Here is a 13,716-nt window from a genome sequence, read left to right on the forward strand (position 1 = left end):
ATCTTATCTATAATGCAACAAAAATAAAAACCGTATTTGATTTTTTTGTATCTGTCATGACTTCAAAACCCTGTAAATCCATTAATTTAGAAAGGATATTTTAAAAAATGACGACTAGTGAGAAAAAAGATAAATTTGAAAGAAGTACAAAAACTTTTAAATGAAAAAAATCAGTATAATATTGCTTTTTACAGAAATTTAAAAATATTTTTAAAATATTTCCCAAAATATAAAATTTATCTCGAAACAATTCTTAATTATCCTACGGAACGTTATCTTAACGCTGCTTTAAAAAGTTTTTTAAAAACTACAAAAATAGATTTACGTTTTTTTGAACTTCTTTCTTTGCTTATGATACTTTTCATAATGAGCGTTACTATCAGTCTTATTGTGCTTATTTATAAACTTGAAGAGAAAATTAAAGAAGCCGTTTTTCTTGCCGAATACGACCAGCTTACCCTTCTTGCAAACAGGATTAAATTCAATAATGATTTAACAAAGATTAAAAAACCCGGACTTATAGTTTTTAATATAGATAAATTTAAAAATATTAACGATTTTTTCGGTACCAAAGTAGGGGACGATGTATTAAAATTTATAGCCAATGAGCTTGTTAAGTTTATAGAAAAACAGATGCCAAATGCAAAAGTTTATAGGCTTGGCGCCGATGATTTCGGAGTTTTATTCGACCAGGAAAACTGTTCTAAAGAAAAGGTGATACAAACAGCAAGAGAGTTTATCAAGTATATAGAATCCAAAATATTTATGCAGAATAATACAGAACTTAGAATTTCTATGAGTGCCGGAATAGCATGTGAGGAGCCTTTACTTGAAAATGCCGATATAGCCGTAAAAACAATAAAAAAGGACGTAAAAGAAAAAGTCGGAGTGTTTGAGGAAGAGCTTAATCTTTTTATAAAAGATAACATTCAAAAGTCTAATGAAATTAAAAAAGCGATAGAAAAAGACTGGATTATTCCTTATTTTCAGCCTATTTTCGATAAGCAGTTAAATGTTTTTAAATATGAAGTGCTTTGCAGGGTAAAATTTCCAAAAGGAGAAATTAGAAGTATTTATCCTTATTTAGGTATTCTTAAAGAGAATAAAATGTATCATTTTATAACTCAAAAAATTCTCTCGCATTCATTGAGAATTTTAAAAAAATATCCTCATGTGAGTCTTAGTATTAACCTTTCTATTGAAGATGTTGTAAATAAACAGATAAAAGAGTACATATTTAAACATTTTGTTGAATATGACATTGCTAAAAGAGTGACATTTGAAATACTTGAAAGCGATATAAGCGATTATGAAATGCTTGATGAGTTTGTAAGAATGCTAAAAAAATATAAAATCGAATTTGCGATAGATGATTTTGGAAGTGGTTATTCAAATTTTGCTAGAGTCTTAAAACTTGATGCAGATTATTTAAAAATAGACGGAAGTTTGATAAAAAATATAGATAAAGACGAGCATTCTAAACTTATAGTTGAAACTATTGTGGATTTTGCAAAAAAAAGCGATATGAAAACGGTGGCCGAATTTGTTCATAGCAAAGAGGTTTTTGAAATAACAAAAGAGATTGGTATAGATTATTTTCAGGGATTTTATTTAGGAGAACCTCAACCGGAAGAAAAATGTAAATTTTTTGTAAAAAATAAGTAAAATTAATGTTAGGTTAATCTTTCTCTCTTATAATTTCACTACCCCCTTTTTCATCCTTTCTCCTTTTTATTTTTATAAAGTTAAATTTTCTAAAAAATCAATTTTTTCATTTTTAATTATTATCGCATCTATGCAAAAAGCTTCATTGATTTTATTTTTTTTCATATAAAAATAAGCACATTTGATAATTCTTTTTATTTTCTGAGGAGTAATGTTGTAAACGGGTTCGAAATTTATACCGCTTTTTACTTCTATAAAGTGAAATACCCCGTTTTTATAAGCTATAATATCTATTTCCCCGCCTTTACAATAAAAATTTCTGGTTACTATCGTATAGTTTTTATTTTGTAAAAATTCTACCGCTGTGTCTTCCCCCATATTACCTTTTGTTTTTGAGTTCATTGATAATCTTTAAGTGATTTTCAGGAATTTTGGATATTTTTCCGTTTTTTATAAATACGACCGTTATTTCCATTTCGAATATGTCAATGTTTTCTTTTGTTATTGTTTGAAGCAGCGTTAGTGAAGCTTTTTTTACTTCTTTTATATAGGTATGAATTGTTATTATATCACCTAGTTTTGCAGGTTTTATATATTTGGCCTTAAGTTCTTTTACCACATATCCTTCGTTTTCGAAAAAAATTCTGTGTTTAAAAAAATATTCGCTTCTTGCCTGTTCGCAAAAAGTTATATAGTTTGAATGATAAACCACTCCTCCTGCATCCGTATGATTGTAATAAATTCTTTTTTGCATTTTTCTCCTTTTTATTATAATTCTATCTAAAAAGGATTGTTTTTGAAAAAAACAGTTATTATAGGAGGAGGTGCTAGCGGGCTTTTTTTGGCTACTCTTTTGAAAAAAGATTATATTATTTTGGAGAAAACTTCGGAAATAGGCAGAAAAATAAAAATAAGCGGCGGAGGTAAATGTAATATTACTAATAAAAATTTATCCCCTGATAATTACAGAGGAGATAAAAATTTTATAAAAAAAATATTTAACCGGTTTGATAATAAGGATTTACTTAGGTTTTTGGATGAAAATCATTTAAAAGTAAAAGAATTAAAACCAAACCAGTATTTTTTTAATTCTTCCGAAGAACTTCTTGGTTTTTTTAGGCAAAAAGTAAAGCATATAAGTTTTAATACGGAGGTTAAAGATATTCAAGGTAATAAAATAATTACCACTAAAGGCGTTTTTGAAGCTAAAAATATAGTAATAGCCACAGGCGGAGCTAGTTTTAAAAAGCTAGGTGCTAGCGACATCGGGCTTAGGTTGGGAGAGAAACTAGGACATTCTTTTGAAGAATTTAAACCGGCTTTAGTAGGGCTTACAGTACAACCGAGTGAATATTGGTTTAAAAATTTAAGCGGAATATCTTTTAAAGCTGATGTATATGTAGGATTAAAAAAATATTCTCAAAATATTCTTTTTTCACATAAAGGTATTACAGGTCCGGCTATTTTAAATACTTCTTTATGGTGGGAGAGGGGAAAAATAAAGATAGATTTTCTTGCCGGAAAAAACGTCTTTTTTTACCTCAAAAATCCGGATAAACAGATATCGACCCAGCTTCCGCTTCCTAAAAGATTTGTTAAAGAGTTTTTAAAAGCTCAGCAGATAGAAGATAAAAAAGTTAAATTTTTATCTAATCAGGAAAGAAATAGATTAAAAAACATAAACTCCTACGAATTTGCTCCTGCCGGAACTTTTGGATTTGAAAGGGCGGAAGTCAGCAAGGGAGGCATAAATACGGATGAAGTGGATTTTTTTATGAGAAGCAAAAATGTTGGTAATGTATTTTTTTTGGGAGAAGTTTTAAATGTTACGGGAGAACTTGGAGGGTATAATTTTCAGTGGGCTTTTTCTTCGGCTTTTAGTGCTTTTGAATTTTTGAGACGGTAATGTTCAAGTTTTAGAGTTAAGAGAATTTTTTTTCCTTCTTTTTGAAAATTTATAGGAAAATAGACCTTAACGATATATTTATAATTTTTTAACGCGTCTATAAAATCATAAAAATCCTTTGGGGAATTTATTTTGGATTTTACAAAATAAATCGTTGTAAGAAAATCTTTTTTAAAAGGTTTTGTGCCGTTTTTTTCTATAGAGGTTATTTCCATAAACTGGGAAGCGAAATTTTTAAAGTTGTTTATGTTAAAATCTCTTCTAAAAGCGTTTAATATTTTAGCGTTTTCTTTTTTAAGCATTTTTAGTTCGTTTAAAGTTTTATTATATTGATTGTTAACCATATTGAATTCGTATTTCGCTTCAAAATACTTTTTTTGGGTCTGTTTAAATTTTTTTATTGAAGGAGCGATAATAAGAGTGATAGCCAAAAGGGTTATTATTATATATAAAGCAAAAAATCCGAGGTTTTTGATTACGTCTATACCGTAAATAGTTATTTTAGGTATTTTAATATTAGGCTTATTCAGTTTGATTTTCATCTTCACTCTTTATAAAGTTTTCTGATTTAAACTTATACCATCCGTTTGGAAGTTCGTAAAAATAGGTAATTGTCTGTTCAAAAATCGATTCTAAAGGAGGCAGCATTAAAAGGTTATATACGTCTTTAGTAGGTGTTATTCCATAAATAATAAGCTTATTATGGTCTATATAGAATTTTTCAAGTGTAATAGGGTCGGGAATTAAATCAAGTAAATTTTGAATTTGTTGTTTTACAAGCTGGTTTTTTATCATAATATCTTCGTAAAGTGCTTTTTGAGTATAGATAAACTCTTTTTGTTTATTAAGTTCTATTATTTTATGTTTTAAGGTTAATGTTTGATTGTAAAGTTCTTTTGTTTCTTTTTTAAACAGGTAGCTTTTTATTTCTAAAAAAAGTCCAAACGATATATAAAGAATGAAGGAAATTGTAATAAATATAAGCCACAATTTGGTGTCTTCTTTTAAAAGAGGTTTCTTTTTTGGTTTTACAAAACTATAAACTCTCAACGCTCATCCTATTGATAGTTTCTAATAAGTCTATTTTCTTATATTCCGCGGGTATTAAAATTTCATCTTCTAAAAGTCTGGTTATGGACGGAGAAATTTCAGCCGTATCTAAAATAATAATTTTTTCTATAAAATCTTCGCTGTAATTTTCATAATATTCTTTTAAAGAAGTCTGAACAAAATTTAGAAGTGAAACTTCTATATTGGTGGAACTGCTCTGTGTTGTGTTTTCTTCTTCCAACTCTTCGATATCGTCTAAATCTTCTATATCTTCGATATTTTCTGTTAAATCGTCTAGAATATCTATTTCTTCTATATCTTCGATATGTTCCTCTTCTTCCTCTTCTTCTTTTTCGTTTATAGTTATTATATCGCTGAAAATGGGAATAAAATCTTCGTATCCTAAAATTGCTAAATATTCTTTTAATACCAGTACGTAAAACCTGTTTTTTCTCTCCTTTGCTAAAAAGTCTATAGGGGCGAATATGGAGTAGATAAAGTCAAGTTCGAATTTATATTCTTTTTTTGTTTTATTTAAATCATAAATAGAAGTATAAAACGAATATTGGTTGTTGATGCATATAAACTGAATGTTGTTATAGTCTATATCTCTTTTTAGATAATCTTTTTTTTGACAACTGTTTATTACTCCCTGATTCAGGGTTAATAATACAGTTGATGTATAGGTTTGAGGATTTTCGTTTATTTTTTCTATTACAAATTTTTCAAGTTCTTTTTTGTTCTCAAATTCTTTTTTTTGAGAGTTTATAACATTTTTGTTTTTTACAGTCTCTAACAGCAGGTTATAGTTTTCTTCTTTATAGAAGGATATAAAGTTTCTTTTTATAAATTTTTCTAACCACATAGCGGATGAGCTTTTAGGTAATTTTTAAGTTTTAATGAATTCGAAAGTTTAGTGTATATCTGTGTAGTAGATATAAAGGAATGGCCTAAAAGTTCGCTTACATCGTTTATTCTGGCTCCTTTATCCAGCATATAAGTGGCAAAGGAGTGTCTTAGTTGATGAGGCGTTACATGAATGCCTATTTTTTTGAATGCTTTTTGAATAATATATCTTAAGTTGTTTTCATTAAGCTTTCTTCCGTCTTTTTCAAAAAGGTATTCTTTTTTAGGATTAAGTTCGAGATATTTATTTATAAATTCTTTAAGTTTAGGGTGTATTGGCAGAATTCTTGTTTTATTTCCTTTTCCTGTTATTTCAATCCAGTCATTTTTAATGTCTTTTAATTTTATATTTGCCGCTTCGCTTATTCTAAGACCTAAAGAAAAAATAATCATAATAGCCAGATATTCTTCCATATCCGCACTTTTAAGGGCCTGTTTTATGTGTTCTAAACTTATGGGTTTAGGCAGGGTTTTTGGTACTTTTATATGTTCGTCTCCTACTATTTTATATTTATATCCTTCCGTTTTTAAAAAATCAAAAAAACTTCTAAGAGCTGAAACTTTTTTGGCTATTGTTTTTTTACTTAACGAGGCTATTTTTATTCTGTAAGGGGTTATGTCTATAATATTGCCTTCTGTTTCTATATGGTTTAAAGCTTCTTTTATTACGCTTTCATAGGTTCTGTATGTCTGGGGAGAATGAGTCTGTTTTATATATTTTAAAAACTTAGTCGCTTCCTGTTGTAATAGCTTCATATAACCTCTTTGCCTTTTCGTATCTTTTTTTTGCTTCTATTTTTAACCACTCGGGTATTAAAAGTGAGGGTTTTAATGTTTTGTATTCGTCTATCAAAATTTCAAGCATCATTTTTATTTTTGCTTTGTCTTTTGGTGTTATGTTTTCTTTATTGGCTATCTGTTCTATTCTAGCAAAATATTCTTCACTTTCCTGAATATATCTAGCCCATTCTTTTGCTATTTCGCTTTGTATTTTAACAGTAAAAGCCATTCTGTTGTAAGGGTCGAGCAAATAAGCTTCATGAGCCAGTTTATAAGCTTTTTCAAAATCTCCCATTTCATAATAATATTTTGCTTCAAGGGAGAGTTTGTAAGAGGGGTTTAAATAAAAATAAACCCCAATACCGATAAAAATAAAAAATATAAAAGATATCAGTTTTTTTATTTAAAATCCTTTACCAATTCTCCTTCCAATGTATGTTTATTGGCTTTTGTTATTTTTACATCGACTATTTTACCAAGTAAGTTAGGGTCTTTGTCAAGTTTTACCGTAAAAAAATTATCGCTTTTTCCCATGCCTATTTCTTCTACCAGTACTTTATAAACTTTTCCTACCTGTTTTTTTGCCGTTTCTTCAAGTATTTTTGTGTGTAAATCCTGAAGACGCCATAATCTTTTTTTGGCAATCTTTTTAGGGACTTGATTTTCAAAAGTCGCCGCTTCTGTCAGAGGCCGTGGGGAGTATACGAAACTGAAAATCTGCTCAAATTTTACTTTTTCAACTACCTGTAAGGTTTCATTAAAATCCTCTTCACTTTCTCCCGGAAATCCTACTATTATATCGGTTGAGATAGCTATATCGGGTATTTGTCTTAATATTTCGCATCGGTTTAAAAACCACTCTTTTGAATATCCTCTTTTCATAGCTTTTAATATTTTTGTACTTCCGCTTTGCAGAGGAAAATGGATATGTTTGCATATTTTAGGATTTGTGGCGAATTCTTCTAAAAACTTATCGTCGGCGTGGAGAGGATGGGGGGATGTGAATCTGATTCTTTCAATGCCTTCTATTTTGCTGACTTCTCTTAAAAGGTCGGTAAAATCAACTTTAGGATGAGGTACGCTAAATCTTTTTCCGTAATTGTTTACATTTTGCCCTAAAAGGGTAATTTCTTTTACTCCTTCTTTGGCAAGGTTTTCTATCTGTTTTAAAATTAAGTCTAAAGGAATGGATATCTCTTTTCCTCTTGTTTTCGGCACTATGCAAAACGTGCATTTTTTGTCGCATCCGACCATTATGTTTACAAAATCTTTATATGGGTTTTTATGGACATTTTTAAAAACATAAGTGGTTTCATCATAATCTATATCGGTAATAACCGCTTTTTCTTTTTTTATCGCCTCTTTTATTCTGCTTGTATTTCTAGCGCCCAAAACAAAACTTACATAAGGGGCTTTTTTAATAATTTCTTCTCCCATATGTGAAGCAGTACATCCGCAAACACCGAATTTTGCTTTAGGATTTATTTTTCTTAAAGCTCCGAGTTCGGAAAATAATTTTTGAACCGGTTTTTCTCTAACAGAGCATGTATTTAGGATAATTAAATCGGCTTCTTTTGGATTTTCCGTGGTAGTGTAAGACTCGGAGAGTTCGCCTATAATATGTTCCGAGTCTTTAACGTTCATTTGACAGCCGAACGTTTCAATGTAGAGTTTTTTCATGTTATTCTTTTAAATAATGTGAAGTTCGTACATATAGGCACTCTCGTCCAGTCCGAATTTGACTTCCCTGAAATAAACGGAGTACCCTTCTTCTTCCAGTTTATCTATTAAATCTTTTAGGTCTTTGTAACTTGTGTCTTTATGAAAATAGAAAAAACTGTTCGGTTTTATCTCTTTTACGAACTCTTCATAATCTTTTTCTATAATGGAGTTATCGGCGCCGATAAGTTTTAATTTCATGCATTTCCTTTTTATTATTATTTTATCAAAAAATTGTGTAAAATTATAACAAAGTTAATATTATAGACAAATTAAAACAAGAAAGGATTGTCGTGGATAAGGTACTTGATTTATTATCGCTGGTTGCAAACGAAAAAGGGCTTGATTTTGATGAGGTTAAAGAAGCTTTTAAGCGTTCTATAATCAAAACGGCCAAAAAGGTTTTAGGAGATATAGACGTTGATGTGGAACTAGAAGACGGAGAGCTTAAAATTTATCAAAATTTTACCGTCGTAAATGACGACAGGGCTTTAAACGAACCTGAAAAGTACCTATATCTTGACGAAGCTAGGGAGTTTGATCCTAACGCTCAGATAGGAGACAGGTTAAGAGCCGAGCTTGATTTAAGCAAGCTTGGAAGAAGCGGGGCTATGGCCCTTCAAAGAGAGTTTGAGAGGGAAATTACGAGACTTTTGGAAAATGAAATTTACAGAAAACTAATTTCTAAACTAAACACTATTGTAAGCGGAGAGGTAATTAAAGTTGATTCTGATGAAAATACGTGGGTGGAGCTTGAAGGGGTAAGAGGGGTTCTTCCTAGAAGAAACAGAATAAAAGGTGAAAAATTTGAAGTGGGCGATGTATTAAAAGCCCTTTTAAAATATGTTCATTTCGATAATAAAAAAGGAATAACTATTGAGCTTAGCAGAACCTCTCCTAAGTTTTTAGAAAAGCTTATAGAAGCGGCTGTTCCGGAGGTTAGGGACGGTATTATAAAAATACACGGAAGTGCGAGAATTCCGGGAGTTAGAAGTAAAGTTGCCGTAAGTTCTTTAAATCCGAGAATAGACCCGATAGGAACCATTATAGGTAAAAACGGGGTTAGGATAAACGCTATTTCAAACGAACTTAACGGAGAGAATATAGACGTAATAGAGTATTCGGAAAAACCTGAAATATTTGTTGCAAGGGCTCTTTCTCCCGCTATAGTAAAAAACGTAAGAATAGACGAAAAAAACGGTGTTGCGTATGTTGAGGTGGACCCTAACGAAAAAGCTAAGGCTATTGGTAAAAACGGGGTTAATATTACTCTTGCTAGTATGCTTACAAAATATAAAATAGAACTTCAAGAACCTAAAGAAAAAACAAAAGATACAAGCAAACTTGAAAATCTTTTTAAAATTTAAAGGTGTTTAAGTGAAATATTTTTATTTTTCTTTTTTAATAGCCGTTATAGGACTTGTTTTAGCTTTTTTTATAGGAGGCCTCAGCGCTGTTTATTTAACGGCTGTTTTAGCTATTCTGGAAATTTCTCTTTCTTTTGACAATGCGGTTGTTAACGCTAAAATTTTAAAAACGATGGATAAAATCTGGCAGAAAAGATTTTTAACATGGGGGATTTTGATAGCGGTTTTTGGAATGAGGTTTGTTTTTCCTATTTTAATAGTGGCCGTGGCTGCCAATATGGGAATTTACGAAACTATAAATATAGCTCTTTTTGACCCGCAGAAGTACCATGAAGTGCTTTTATCCACCGAAAAGCTTATATATGCTTTTGGGGGAGCTTTTTTGTGGATGGTTTTTAGCGATTTTTTATTTGAGGAAAAAGAAATTCGTTGGATAAAACCTATTGAAAAGACGGCTGAAAAGTTTGGAAAAGTAAATAATATCTCTTTTATTGTGGCTGTTGTTATAGGAATAATCGTTGTTTATGACGCTAAAGACTATAAGATAGCGATTGCCTATTTTTTAGGGCTTTTAAGCTACGCCCTTTTAAAAGGAGTGAACGAAGCTTTGAGTTCGGAAGGGGTCAAAAGTGGTCTGATGGGGCTTATTTATCTTGAAGTCCTTGATGCGAGTTTTAGTTTTGATGGAGTAATAGGTGCCTTTGCCATTACCCCTAATATTATTTTAATTATGATAGGGCTTGGAATAGGGGCTATGTTTGTCAGAAGCCTTACGATATGGATGGTTGAAAATGGCGTATTGGACGAATATAAGTATCTTGAACACGGAGCCCATTACGCTATAGGGGTTTTGGCGGTTATTATGCTTTTAAAAATATTTTTCCATATAAGCGAAGTTATAACAGGGACACTTGGGCTTTTACTTTTAGCATTAGCGTTTTTACATTCGAAATTGGAGAAGAAGTGATAAAAATGAAAAAAGGATTTACTTTAGTAGAAATTATTTTTGCAATTTTAATAATAGAAATATTAGTTGCTGTTGGTGTTGTTATTTCTGAATTTTCTAAAATAAGGGCTCATTCAGTTATTGAAAGTATGTCCTATACTTTAACCACAGGTGTTTCAAATGCGGTTGAATTAGCTCAAAATTATATGGATTTGGAAAATAATAAGAGTTTTAAATTAGGAGATGTATTGCAAATTGATAATTTGGATACAAAAACAAGTGATTACTCCAACCCTAATTATATAAGTGTTTACGGAAGAGAATTAGTTAAAGGATTAAGGTGGCATTATACTACAAGAAATACCCCAAAATTTAAGAATAGAGACGGGACTTTTGATTTAAAAGACACTACTTATTCATCTCCTAGAGTTGTATTAAGAATTACTTTAGACAAAGACGAAAGAGTAATAAGATACAGAATAAATTGTAAAAACATAAAGAAAAAGACTCATCCCGTTTTAAGGGAACTCTGTATTAAAAAGTGGGGGGATAAAAATATTCAGGAAGATATTCATTTTTAATATTTGAATTATATTAAATAATTTTAATCTCGAGGCTTAATTTTATACCGAAATTTTCAAAAACCCTTTTTTTTGCTTCATTTATTAAAAATAGCATATCCTCAAATGTACCGTTTCCTATGTTTACAAAAAAATTTGCGTGAATTTCACTTACTTTCACACCGCCCTTAGCCATCCCTTTCATGCCTGCGGCTTCAATTAATCTTCCGGCGTAATTGCCTTTGGGGTTTTTAAACACGCTTCCAAGACTCGGTTCTTTTGGCTGGTTTGAGCGCAGTTTTTTTAATTTCTCGTCCAATATAAAATCAAAACCTTCTTTTATTTCAAAAATAGCTTCAAATACGGGAGTTTGGATATTTGAACTTCTATAAGAAAAATTTATATCTTTTTTTTCAATCCATCCGTTTAGGGTTTTTATTGCGACCAGGTTTTTGGATATTTCATACTCTTTAACGCCGGCGTTCATTTTAATACTGCCTCCGAGTGTACCGGGAAGTTTATTTAAAAATTCAAATCCATGTAAGTTGTTTTTTTTGCAAAAGGAGTATAAGACCCTGTTTTGGGTTTTTGCCCCGACTTTTAAATATCCCTTATCTATTTTAATAAATTTATATCGGTCGCTTAAAATTCCTATAGGTGGGGGAGAGGGGGAGATTAGCGTGTTTGTGGCTTTACCTATTAGGAACTCATTGTTATAACAATATTCGTCTATTATCGCCACTTCTGTTTTCGGACCTATTTTTATACTTGAAAATTTTGAAAAATCTATAATCATCTTAAAAACGTAGGTATAAGCCCGAAGACGTATTTGGTAAAGTCTATTATTTCGTTCATCATCCACGGCATTGTAAATATTAAAACCACTGCAATGGCAAGTACTTTTGGGACGAAGCTAAGCGTCATTTCGTTTATCTGGGTTGTGGCCTGAAATATTGAAATCATAAGCCCCACTATCATTCCCACAAGCAGTGCCGGAAGAGAAAGAAGCAGGGCCAGTTTTAACGTGGCTACGGCCAGAGCTATAATTTCAGATTGCATTTTCCTCCATTCCCAATACTTTTTTTACCGCTTTATCAACTCTATTTAATTCCTCTTTTGTTAATTTTGTAACTATTCCTTTTGAAAAAATAATTTTTCCTGTTGAAATTATACCAATTGCCGTTGTTACTATTTCACTATCCCGGGTCATATTATCTCTTTTAGGAATAAAAATACGATAATCTCCCCCAAGAATCTGTCCGCTAAGGGGCAAGACAACGACTGTATGATATAAGCCTTCAAAACATGCCCTGTTGAGGTAATCGTTTTGATATATTAAAAAAGGTCTGATTTTAGCACTGTCGGTCAGCTTTGCAAAATAAATTTCGCCTCTTTTAAATTCCGGGACTTTGTCACCTTTAAACTCTCCTTCAAAAAATTCTATGTAACTTGCCCTTTGGGTTCTTGGTTTACACTTTAAACTAAGTTCATTTGTTTTTAGCCATTCTTTAAAATTTTCATTTTTCATTTTTTTACTTTTCATTAAATCGTAGGTTTTTATACTCTTTTGGAATCATATAATCCCTTATGTCTTTTACACATGGAAGAAGTTTTGCTTTAAAACCTATTTCGTAAAGTTTGTTTATTGCTTCTATCTGCTCTTCGTCCATTTCTATTGATTTGTCGTTTGCGTAGAGATTTAGGTATTTATCGAGGATTTTGTCATCTACCCTGACAAGATTTCTTTCAATAAGCATTTTTGATAGTAACTTTTTGTGTCTGTTTGCCACGTATACGGCTTTTGTAAGCATTTCTTCAATGTTTATGGCGTCAATCAGAGGAATGGAACGTCTTATCGCCATGCCTCCAAGAGGCAGAGGTCTTTCTCCGGCAAGTTCAACCCATATATCCCAAAGCTCTTTTTCCACTTCCAATCTGTCATCATATGTCAGTATGCTTTCATGAATTAAAACTCCAGCGTCGACTTCCCCTTTTAATACGGCTTCTTCTATTTCGAGAAAATTTTTGTAAACAATTCTTGCGTTGGGATAATATATCTTAAAAATAAGGGCATTTGTCGTATATTCTCCGCTTAGGGCCACTTTAAAATTTTTTTTTAATTTTTTTCCTTTTAATTTTACGAGTTTCGGTCCGTATCCGTAACCGAAACTGACTGCCGTTTTAAGCAGGGCGTATTCGTCTTTCAAAAACGGATAAGCCCCAAAGCTTATGGCGCTTACGTCATAAATGTTTTTAAGCGTTTTTTTATTAAGTGTTTCAATATCTTCCGCTATATTTTGAAATTTATATTTTTTATTTCCTACCCAGCCGAATTTTAAAGCGTAATACATAAAAACATCATCGGCGTCGGGAGAATGGGCGATGGTATATCTTTTCATCTAATTTCCTCTAGAATTGCCTGCATTATGCACCTTCTTTTTATTTTTCCCCAATAATTCCATACCAAATTAGAAAAAAAGTAAAAATATCCTATAATTAGGTATTTAAAAAGAAAAAGTCATACCAAAAACTTTCACCTAAGAGGTGTGACTTTTAAAAATCAGGAGTTGGAATTATGACACAAACTATTTTAAATTTCAAATTACAATCCACAAATGAGAATTTAATACCAATTCTCTAAAACATTCTTACAAATGGAACAGAGATTGCTTGTAATGAATATGAGAAGGTTATACCAATCCCCAAAATAAATCAAACATTTATTTTAGGGGAAAAAGAAAAGGGTACTGACTAAATAAAGTGAAACAATTGCAAATTTTAACGGAGAAAAAGCGTTAAAAAAAGTGCACTTAACCT

Annotated in this window: 18 protein-coding genes; 5 read left to right on the top strand and 13 right to left on the bottom strand. The window is 31.1% G+C overall.

Annotated elements, in window-relative coordinates:
* Positions 1-135: 135 nt before the first annotated feature.
* Positions 136-1,665 carry an EAL domain-containing protein gene (locus tag ACXJH6_RS04625; protein ID WP_456470593.1) on the top strand — a complete coding sequence of 510 codons (1,530 nt, stop codon included), beginning with the start codon at positions 136-138 and terminating at the stop codon, positions 1,663-1,665.
* A 72-nt stretch (positions 1,666-1,737) separates the two neighbouring features.
* On the opposite strand, the gene ACXJH6_RS04630 is transcribed toward ACXJH6_RS04625, so the two are convergent.
* On the bottom strand, positions 1,738-2,067 hold the full coding sequence (locus ACXJH6_RS04630) for a YraN family protein (RefSeq protein ID WP_456470594.1): 330 nt from the start codon (positions 2,065-2,067) through the stop codon (positions 1,738-1,740).
* Positions 2,045-2,419, bottom strand: a complete 375-nt coding sequence (locus ACXJH6_RS04635) for an acyl-CoA thioesterase (protein WP_456470595.1) — start codon at positions 2,417-2,419, stop codon at positions 2,045-2,047. Before ACXJH6_RS04635 ends, ACXJH6_RS04630 begins: the two co-directional genes overlap by 23 nt.
* 42 nt (positions 2,420-2,461) lie before the next feature.
* Between ACXJH6_RS04635 and ACXJH6_RS04640 the strand changes: the two genes are divergently transcribed.
* Entirely contained in the window at positions 2,462-3,571 is a 1,110-nt protein-coding gene (locus tag ACXJH6_RS04640; RefSeq protein WP_456470596.1) for a BaiN/RdsA family NAD(P)/FAD-dependent oxidoreductase, read from the top strand.
* Here ACXJH6_RS04640 and ACXJH6_RS04645 read toward each other — a convergent pair.
* The 7 genes from ACXJH6_RS04645 to ACXJH6_RS04675 all read right to left on the bottom strand — a co-directional run bounded on the left by ACXJH6_RS04645 (position 3,520) and on the right by ACXJH6_RS04675 (position 8,227).
* Positions 3,520-4,113 (bottom strand): hypothetical protein, encoded by a 594-nt coding sequence (locus ACXJH6_RS04645; protein WP_456470597.1) that lies wholly within the window; start codon positions 4,111-4,113, stop codon positions 3,520-3,522. The two genes, ACXJH6_RS04640 and ACXJH6_RS04645, sit on opposite strands and share 52 nt — an antisense overlap.
* Positions 4,094-4,621: a hypothetical protein gene (locus tag ACXJH6_RS04650; RefSeq protein ID WP_456470598.1), complete on the bottom strand. Its 528-nt coding sequence runs from the start codon at positions 4,619-4,621 to the stop codon at positions 4,094-4,096. The genes ACXJH6_RS04645 and ACXJH6_RS04650 overlap by 20 nt, the downstream gene beginning before the upstream one ends.
* Positions 4,608-5,486, bottom strand: coding sequence for a DUF8569 domain-containing protein (locus ACXJH6_RS04655; RefSeq protein ID WP_456470599.1), 879 nt, complete (start codon positions 5,484-5,486; stop codon positions 4,608-4,610). The genes ACXJH6_RS04650 and ACXJH6_RS04655 overlap by 14 nt, the downstream gene beginning before the upstream one ends.
* Positions 5,477-6,283 carry a tyrosine-type recombinase/integrase gene (locus tag ACXJH6_RS04660; protein WP_456470600.1) on the bottom strand — a complete coding sequence of 269 codons (807 nt, stop codon included), beginning with the start codon at positions 6,281-6,283 and terminating at the stop codon, positions 5,477-5,479. The genes ACXJH6_RS04655 and ACXJH6_RS04660 overlap by 10 nt, the downstream gene beginning before the upstream one ends.
* A complete protein-coding gene (locus ACXJH6_RS04665; protein WP_456470601.1) occupies positions 6,255-6,602 on the bottom strand; it encodes a hypothetical protein in 348 nt (115 codons plus the stop codon). The genes ACXJH6_RS04660 and ACXJH6_RS04665 overlap by 29 nt, the downstream gene beginning before the upstream one ends.
* 104 nt (positions 6,603-6,706) lie before the next feature.
* Positions 6,707-7,987 (bottom strand): tRNA (N6-isopentenyl adenosine(37)-C2)-methylthiotransferase MiaB, encoded by a 1,281-nt coding sequence (gene miaB, locus ACXJH6_RS04670; protein WP_456470602.1) that lies wholly within the window; start codon positions 7,985-7,987, stop codon positions 6,707-6,709.
* 9 nt (positions 7,988-7,996) lie between these two features.
* The gene (locus ACXJH6_RS04675) at positions 7,997-8,227 is read right to left on the bottom strand and encodes an HP0268 family nuclease (protein ID WP_456470603.1); all 231 of its coding nucleotides are present in this window, start codon (positions 8,225-8,227) and stop codon (positions 7,997-7,999) included.
* Positions 8,228-8,319: 92 nt separating this feature from the next.
* Between ACXJH6_RS04675 and nusA the strand changes: the two genes are divergently transcribed.
* From nusA to ACXJH6_RS04690, 3 genes are read left to right on the top strand one after another with little or no spacing between them, the layout of a single operon-like run.
* Entirely contained in the window at positions 8,320-9,393 is a 1,074-nt protein-coding gene (gene nusA / locus ACXJH6_RS04680) for a transcription termination factor NusA (RefSeq protein WP_456470604.1), read from the top strand.
* A gap of 10 nt (positions 9,394-9,403) precedes the next feature.
* Positions 9,404-10,360 (top strand): DUF475 domain-containing protein, encoded by a 957-nt coding sequence (locus ACXJH6_RS04685; protein ID WP_456470605.1) that lies wholly within the window; start codon positions 9,404-9,406, stop codon positions 10,358-10,360.
* Positions 10,357-10,920 carry a hypothetical protein gene (locus ACXJH6_RS04690; RefSeq protein WP_456470606.1) on the top strand — a complete coding sequence of 188 codons (564 nt, stop codon included), beginning with the start codon at positions 10,357-10,359 and terminating at the stop codon, positions 10,918-10,920. The genes ACXJH6_RS04685 and ACXJH6_RS04690 overlap by 4 nt, the downstream gene beginning before the upstream one ends.
* Before the next feature lie 13 nt (positions 10,921-10,933).
* On the opposite strand, the gene ACXJH6_RS04695 is transcribed toward ACXJH6_RS04690, so the two are convergent.
* The 4 genes from ACXJH6_RS04695 to ACXJH6_RS04710 are packed head-to-tail and all read right to left on the bottom strand — an operon-like array spanning position 10,934 to position 13,298.
* The gene (locus ACXJH6_RS04695; protein WP_456470607.1) at positions 10,934-11,695 is read right to left on the bottom strand and encodes a UDP-N-acetylmuramate dehydrogenase; all 762 of its coding nucleotides are present in this window, start codon (positions 11,693-11,695) and stop codon (positions 10,934-10,936) included.
* Positions 11,692-11,958 (bottom strand): flagellar biosynthesis protein FliQ, encoded by a 267-nt coding sequence (gene fliQ, locus ACXJH6_RS04700; RefSeq protein ID WP_456470608.1) that lies wholly within the window; start codon positions 11,956-11,958, stop codon positions 11,692-11,694. The genes ACXJH6_RS04695 and fliQ overlap by 4 nt, the downstream gene beginning before the upstream one ends.
* Entirely contained in the window at positions 11,948-12,427 is a 480-nt protein-coding gene (locus ACXJH6_RS04705) for a type II toxin-antitoxin system PemK/MazF family toxin (RefSeq protein WP_456470609.1), read from the bottom strand. The genes fliQ and ACXJH6_RS04705 overlap by 11 nt, the downstream gene beginning before the upstream one ends.
* A 4-nt stretch (positions 12,428-12,431) precedes the next feature.
* On the bottom strand, positions 12,432-13,298 hold the full coding sequence (locus ACXJH6_RS04710) for a menaquinone biosynthesis family protein (protein WP_456470610.1): 867 nt from the start codon (positions 13,296-13,298) through the stop codon (positions 12,432-12,434).
* Between the last annotated feature and the right edge of the window lie 418 nt (positions 13,299-13,716).

The organism is Caminibacter sp. (assembly GCF_053999135.1).

Coding starts and splice junctions, on each gene's coding strand:
- ACXJH6_RS04630 (WP_456470594.1), bottom strand. CDS start 2,067: ATGAACTCAAAAACAAAAGGTAATATGGGGGAAGACACAGCGGTAGAA.
- ACXJH6_RS04635 (WP_456470595.1), bottom strand. CDS start 2,419: ATGCAAAAAAGAATTTATTACAATCATACGGATGCAGGAGGAGTGGTT.
- ACXJH6_RS04645 (WP_456470597.1), bottom strand. CDS start 4,113: ATGAAAATCAAACTGAATAAGCCTAATATTAAAATACCTAAAATAACT.
- ACXJH6_RS04655 (WP_456470599.1), bottom strand. CDS start 5,486: ATGTGGTTAGAAAAATTTATAAAAAGAAACTTTATATCCTTCTATAAA.
- ACXJH6_RS04660 (WP_456470600.1), bottom strand. CDS start 6,283: ATGAAGCTATTACAACAGGAAGCGACTAAGTTTTTAAAATATATAAAA.
- ACXJH6_RS04665 (WP_456470601.1), bottom strand. CDS start 6,602: ATGGGAGATTTTGAAAAAGCTTATAAACTGGCTCATGAAGCTTATTTG.
- miaB (WP_456470602.1), bottom strand. CDS start 7,987: ATGAAAAAACTCTACATTGAAACGTTCGGCTGTCAAATGAACGTTAAA.
- ACXJH6_RS04675 (WP_456470603.1), bottom strand. CDS start 8,227: ATGAAATTAAAACTTATCGGCGCCGATAACTCCATTATAGAAAAAGAT.
- ACXJH6_RS04695 (WP_456470607.1), bottom strand. CDS start 11,695: ATGATTATAGATTTTTCAAAATTTTCAAGTATAAAAATAGGTCCGAAA.
- fliQ (WP_456470608.1), bottom strand. CDS start 11,958: ATGCAATCTGAAATTATAGCTCTGGCCGTAGCCACGTTAAAACTGGCC.
- ACXJH6_RS04705 (WP_456470609.1), bottom strand. CDS start 12,427: ATGAAAAATGAAAATTTTAAAGAATGGCTAAAAACAAATGAACTTAGT.
- ACXJH6_RS04710 (WP_456470610.1), bottom strand. CDS start 13,298: ATGAAAAGATATACCATCGCCCATTCTCCCGACGCCGATGATGTTTTT.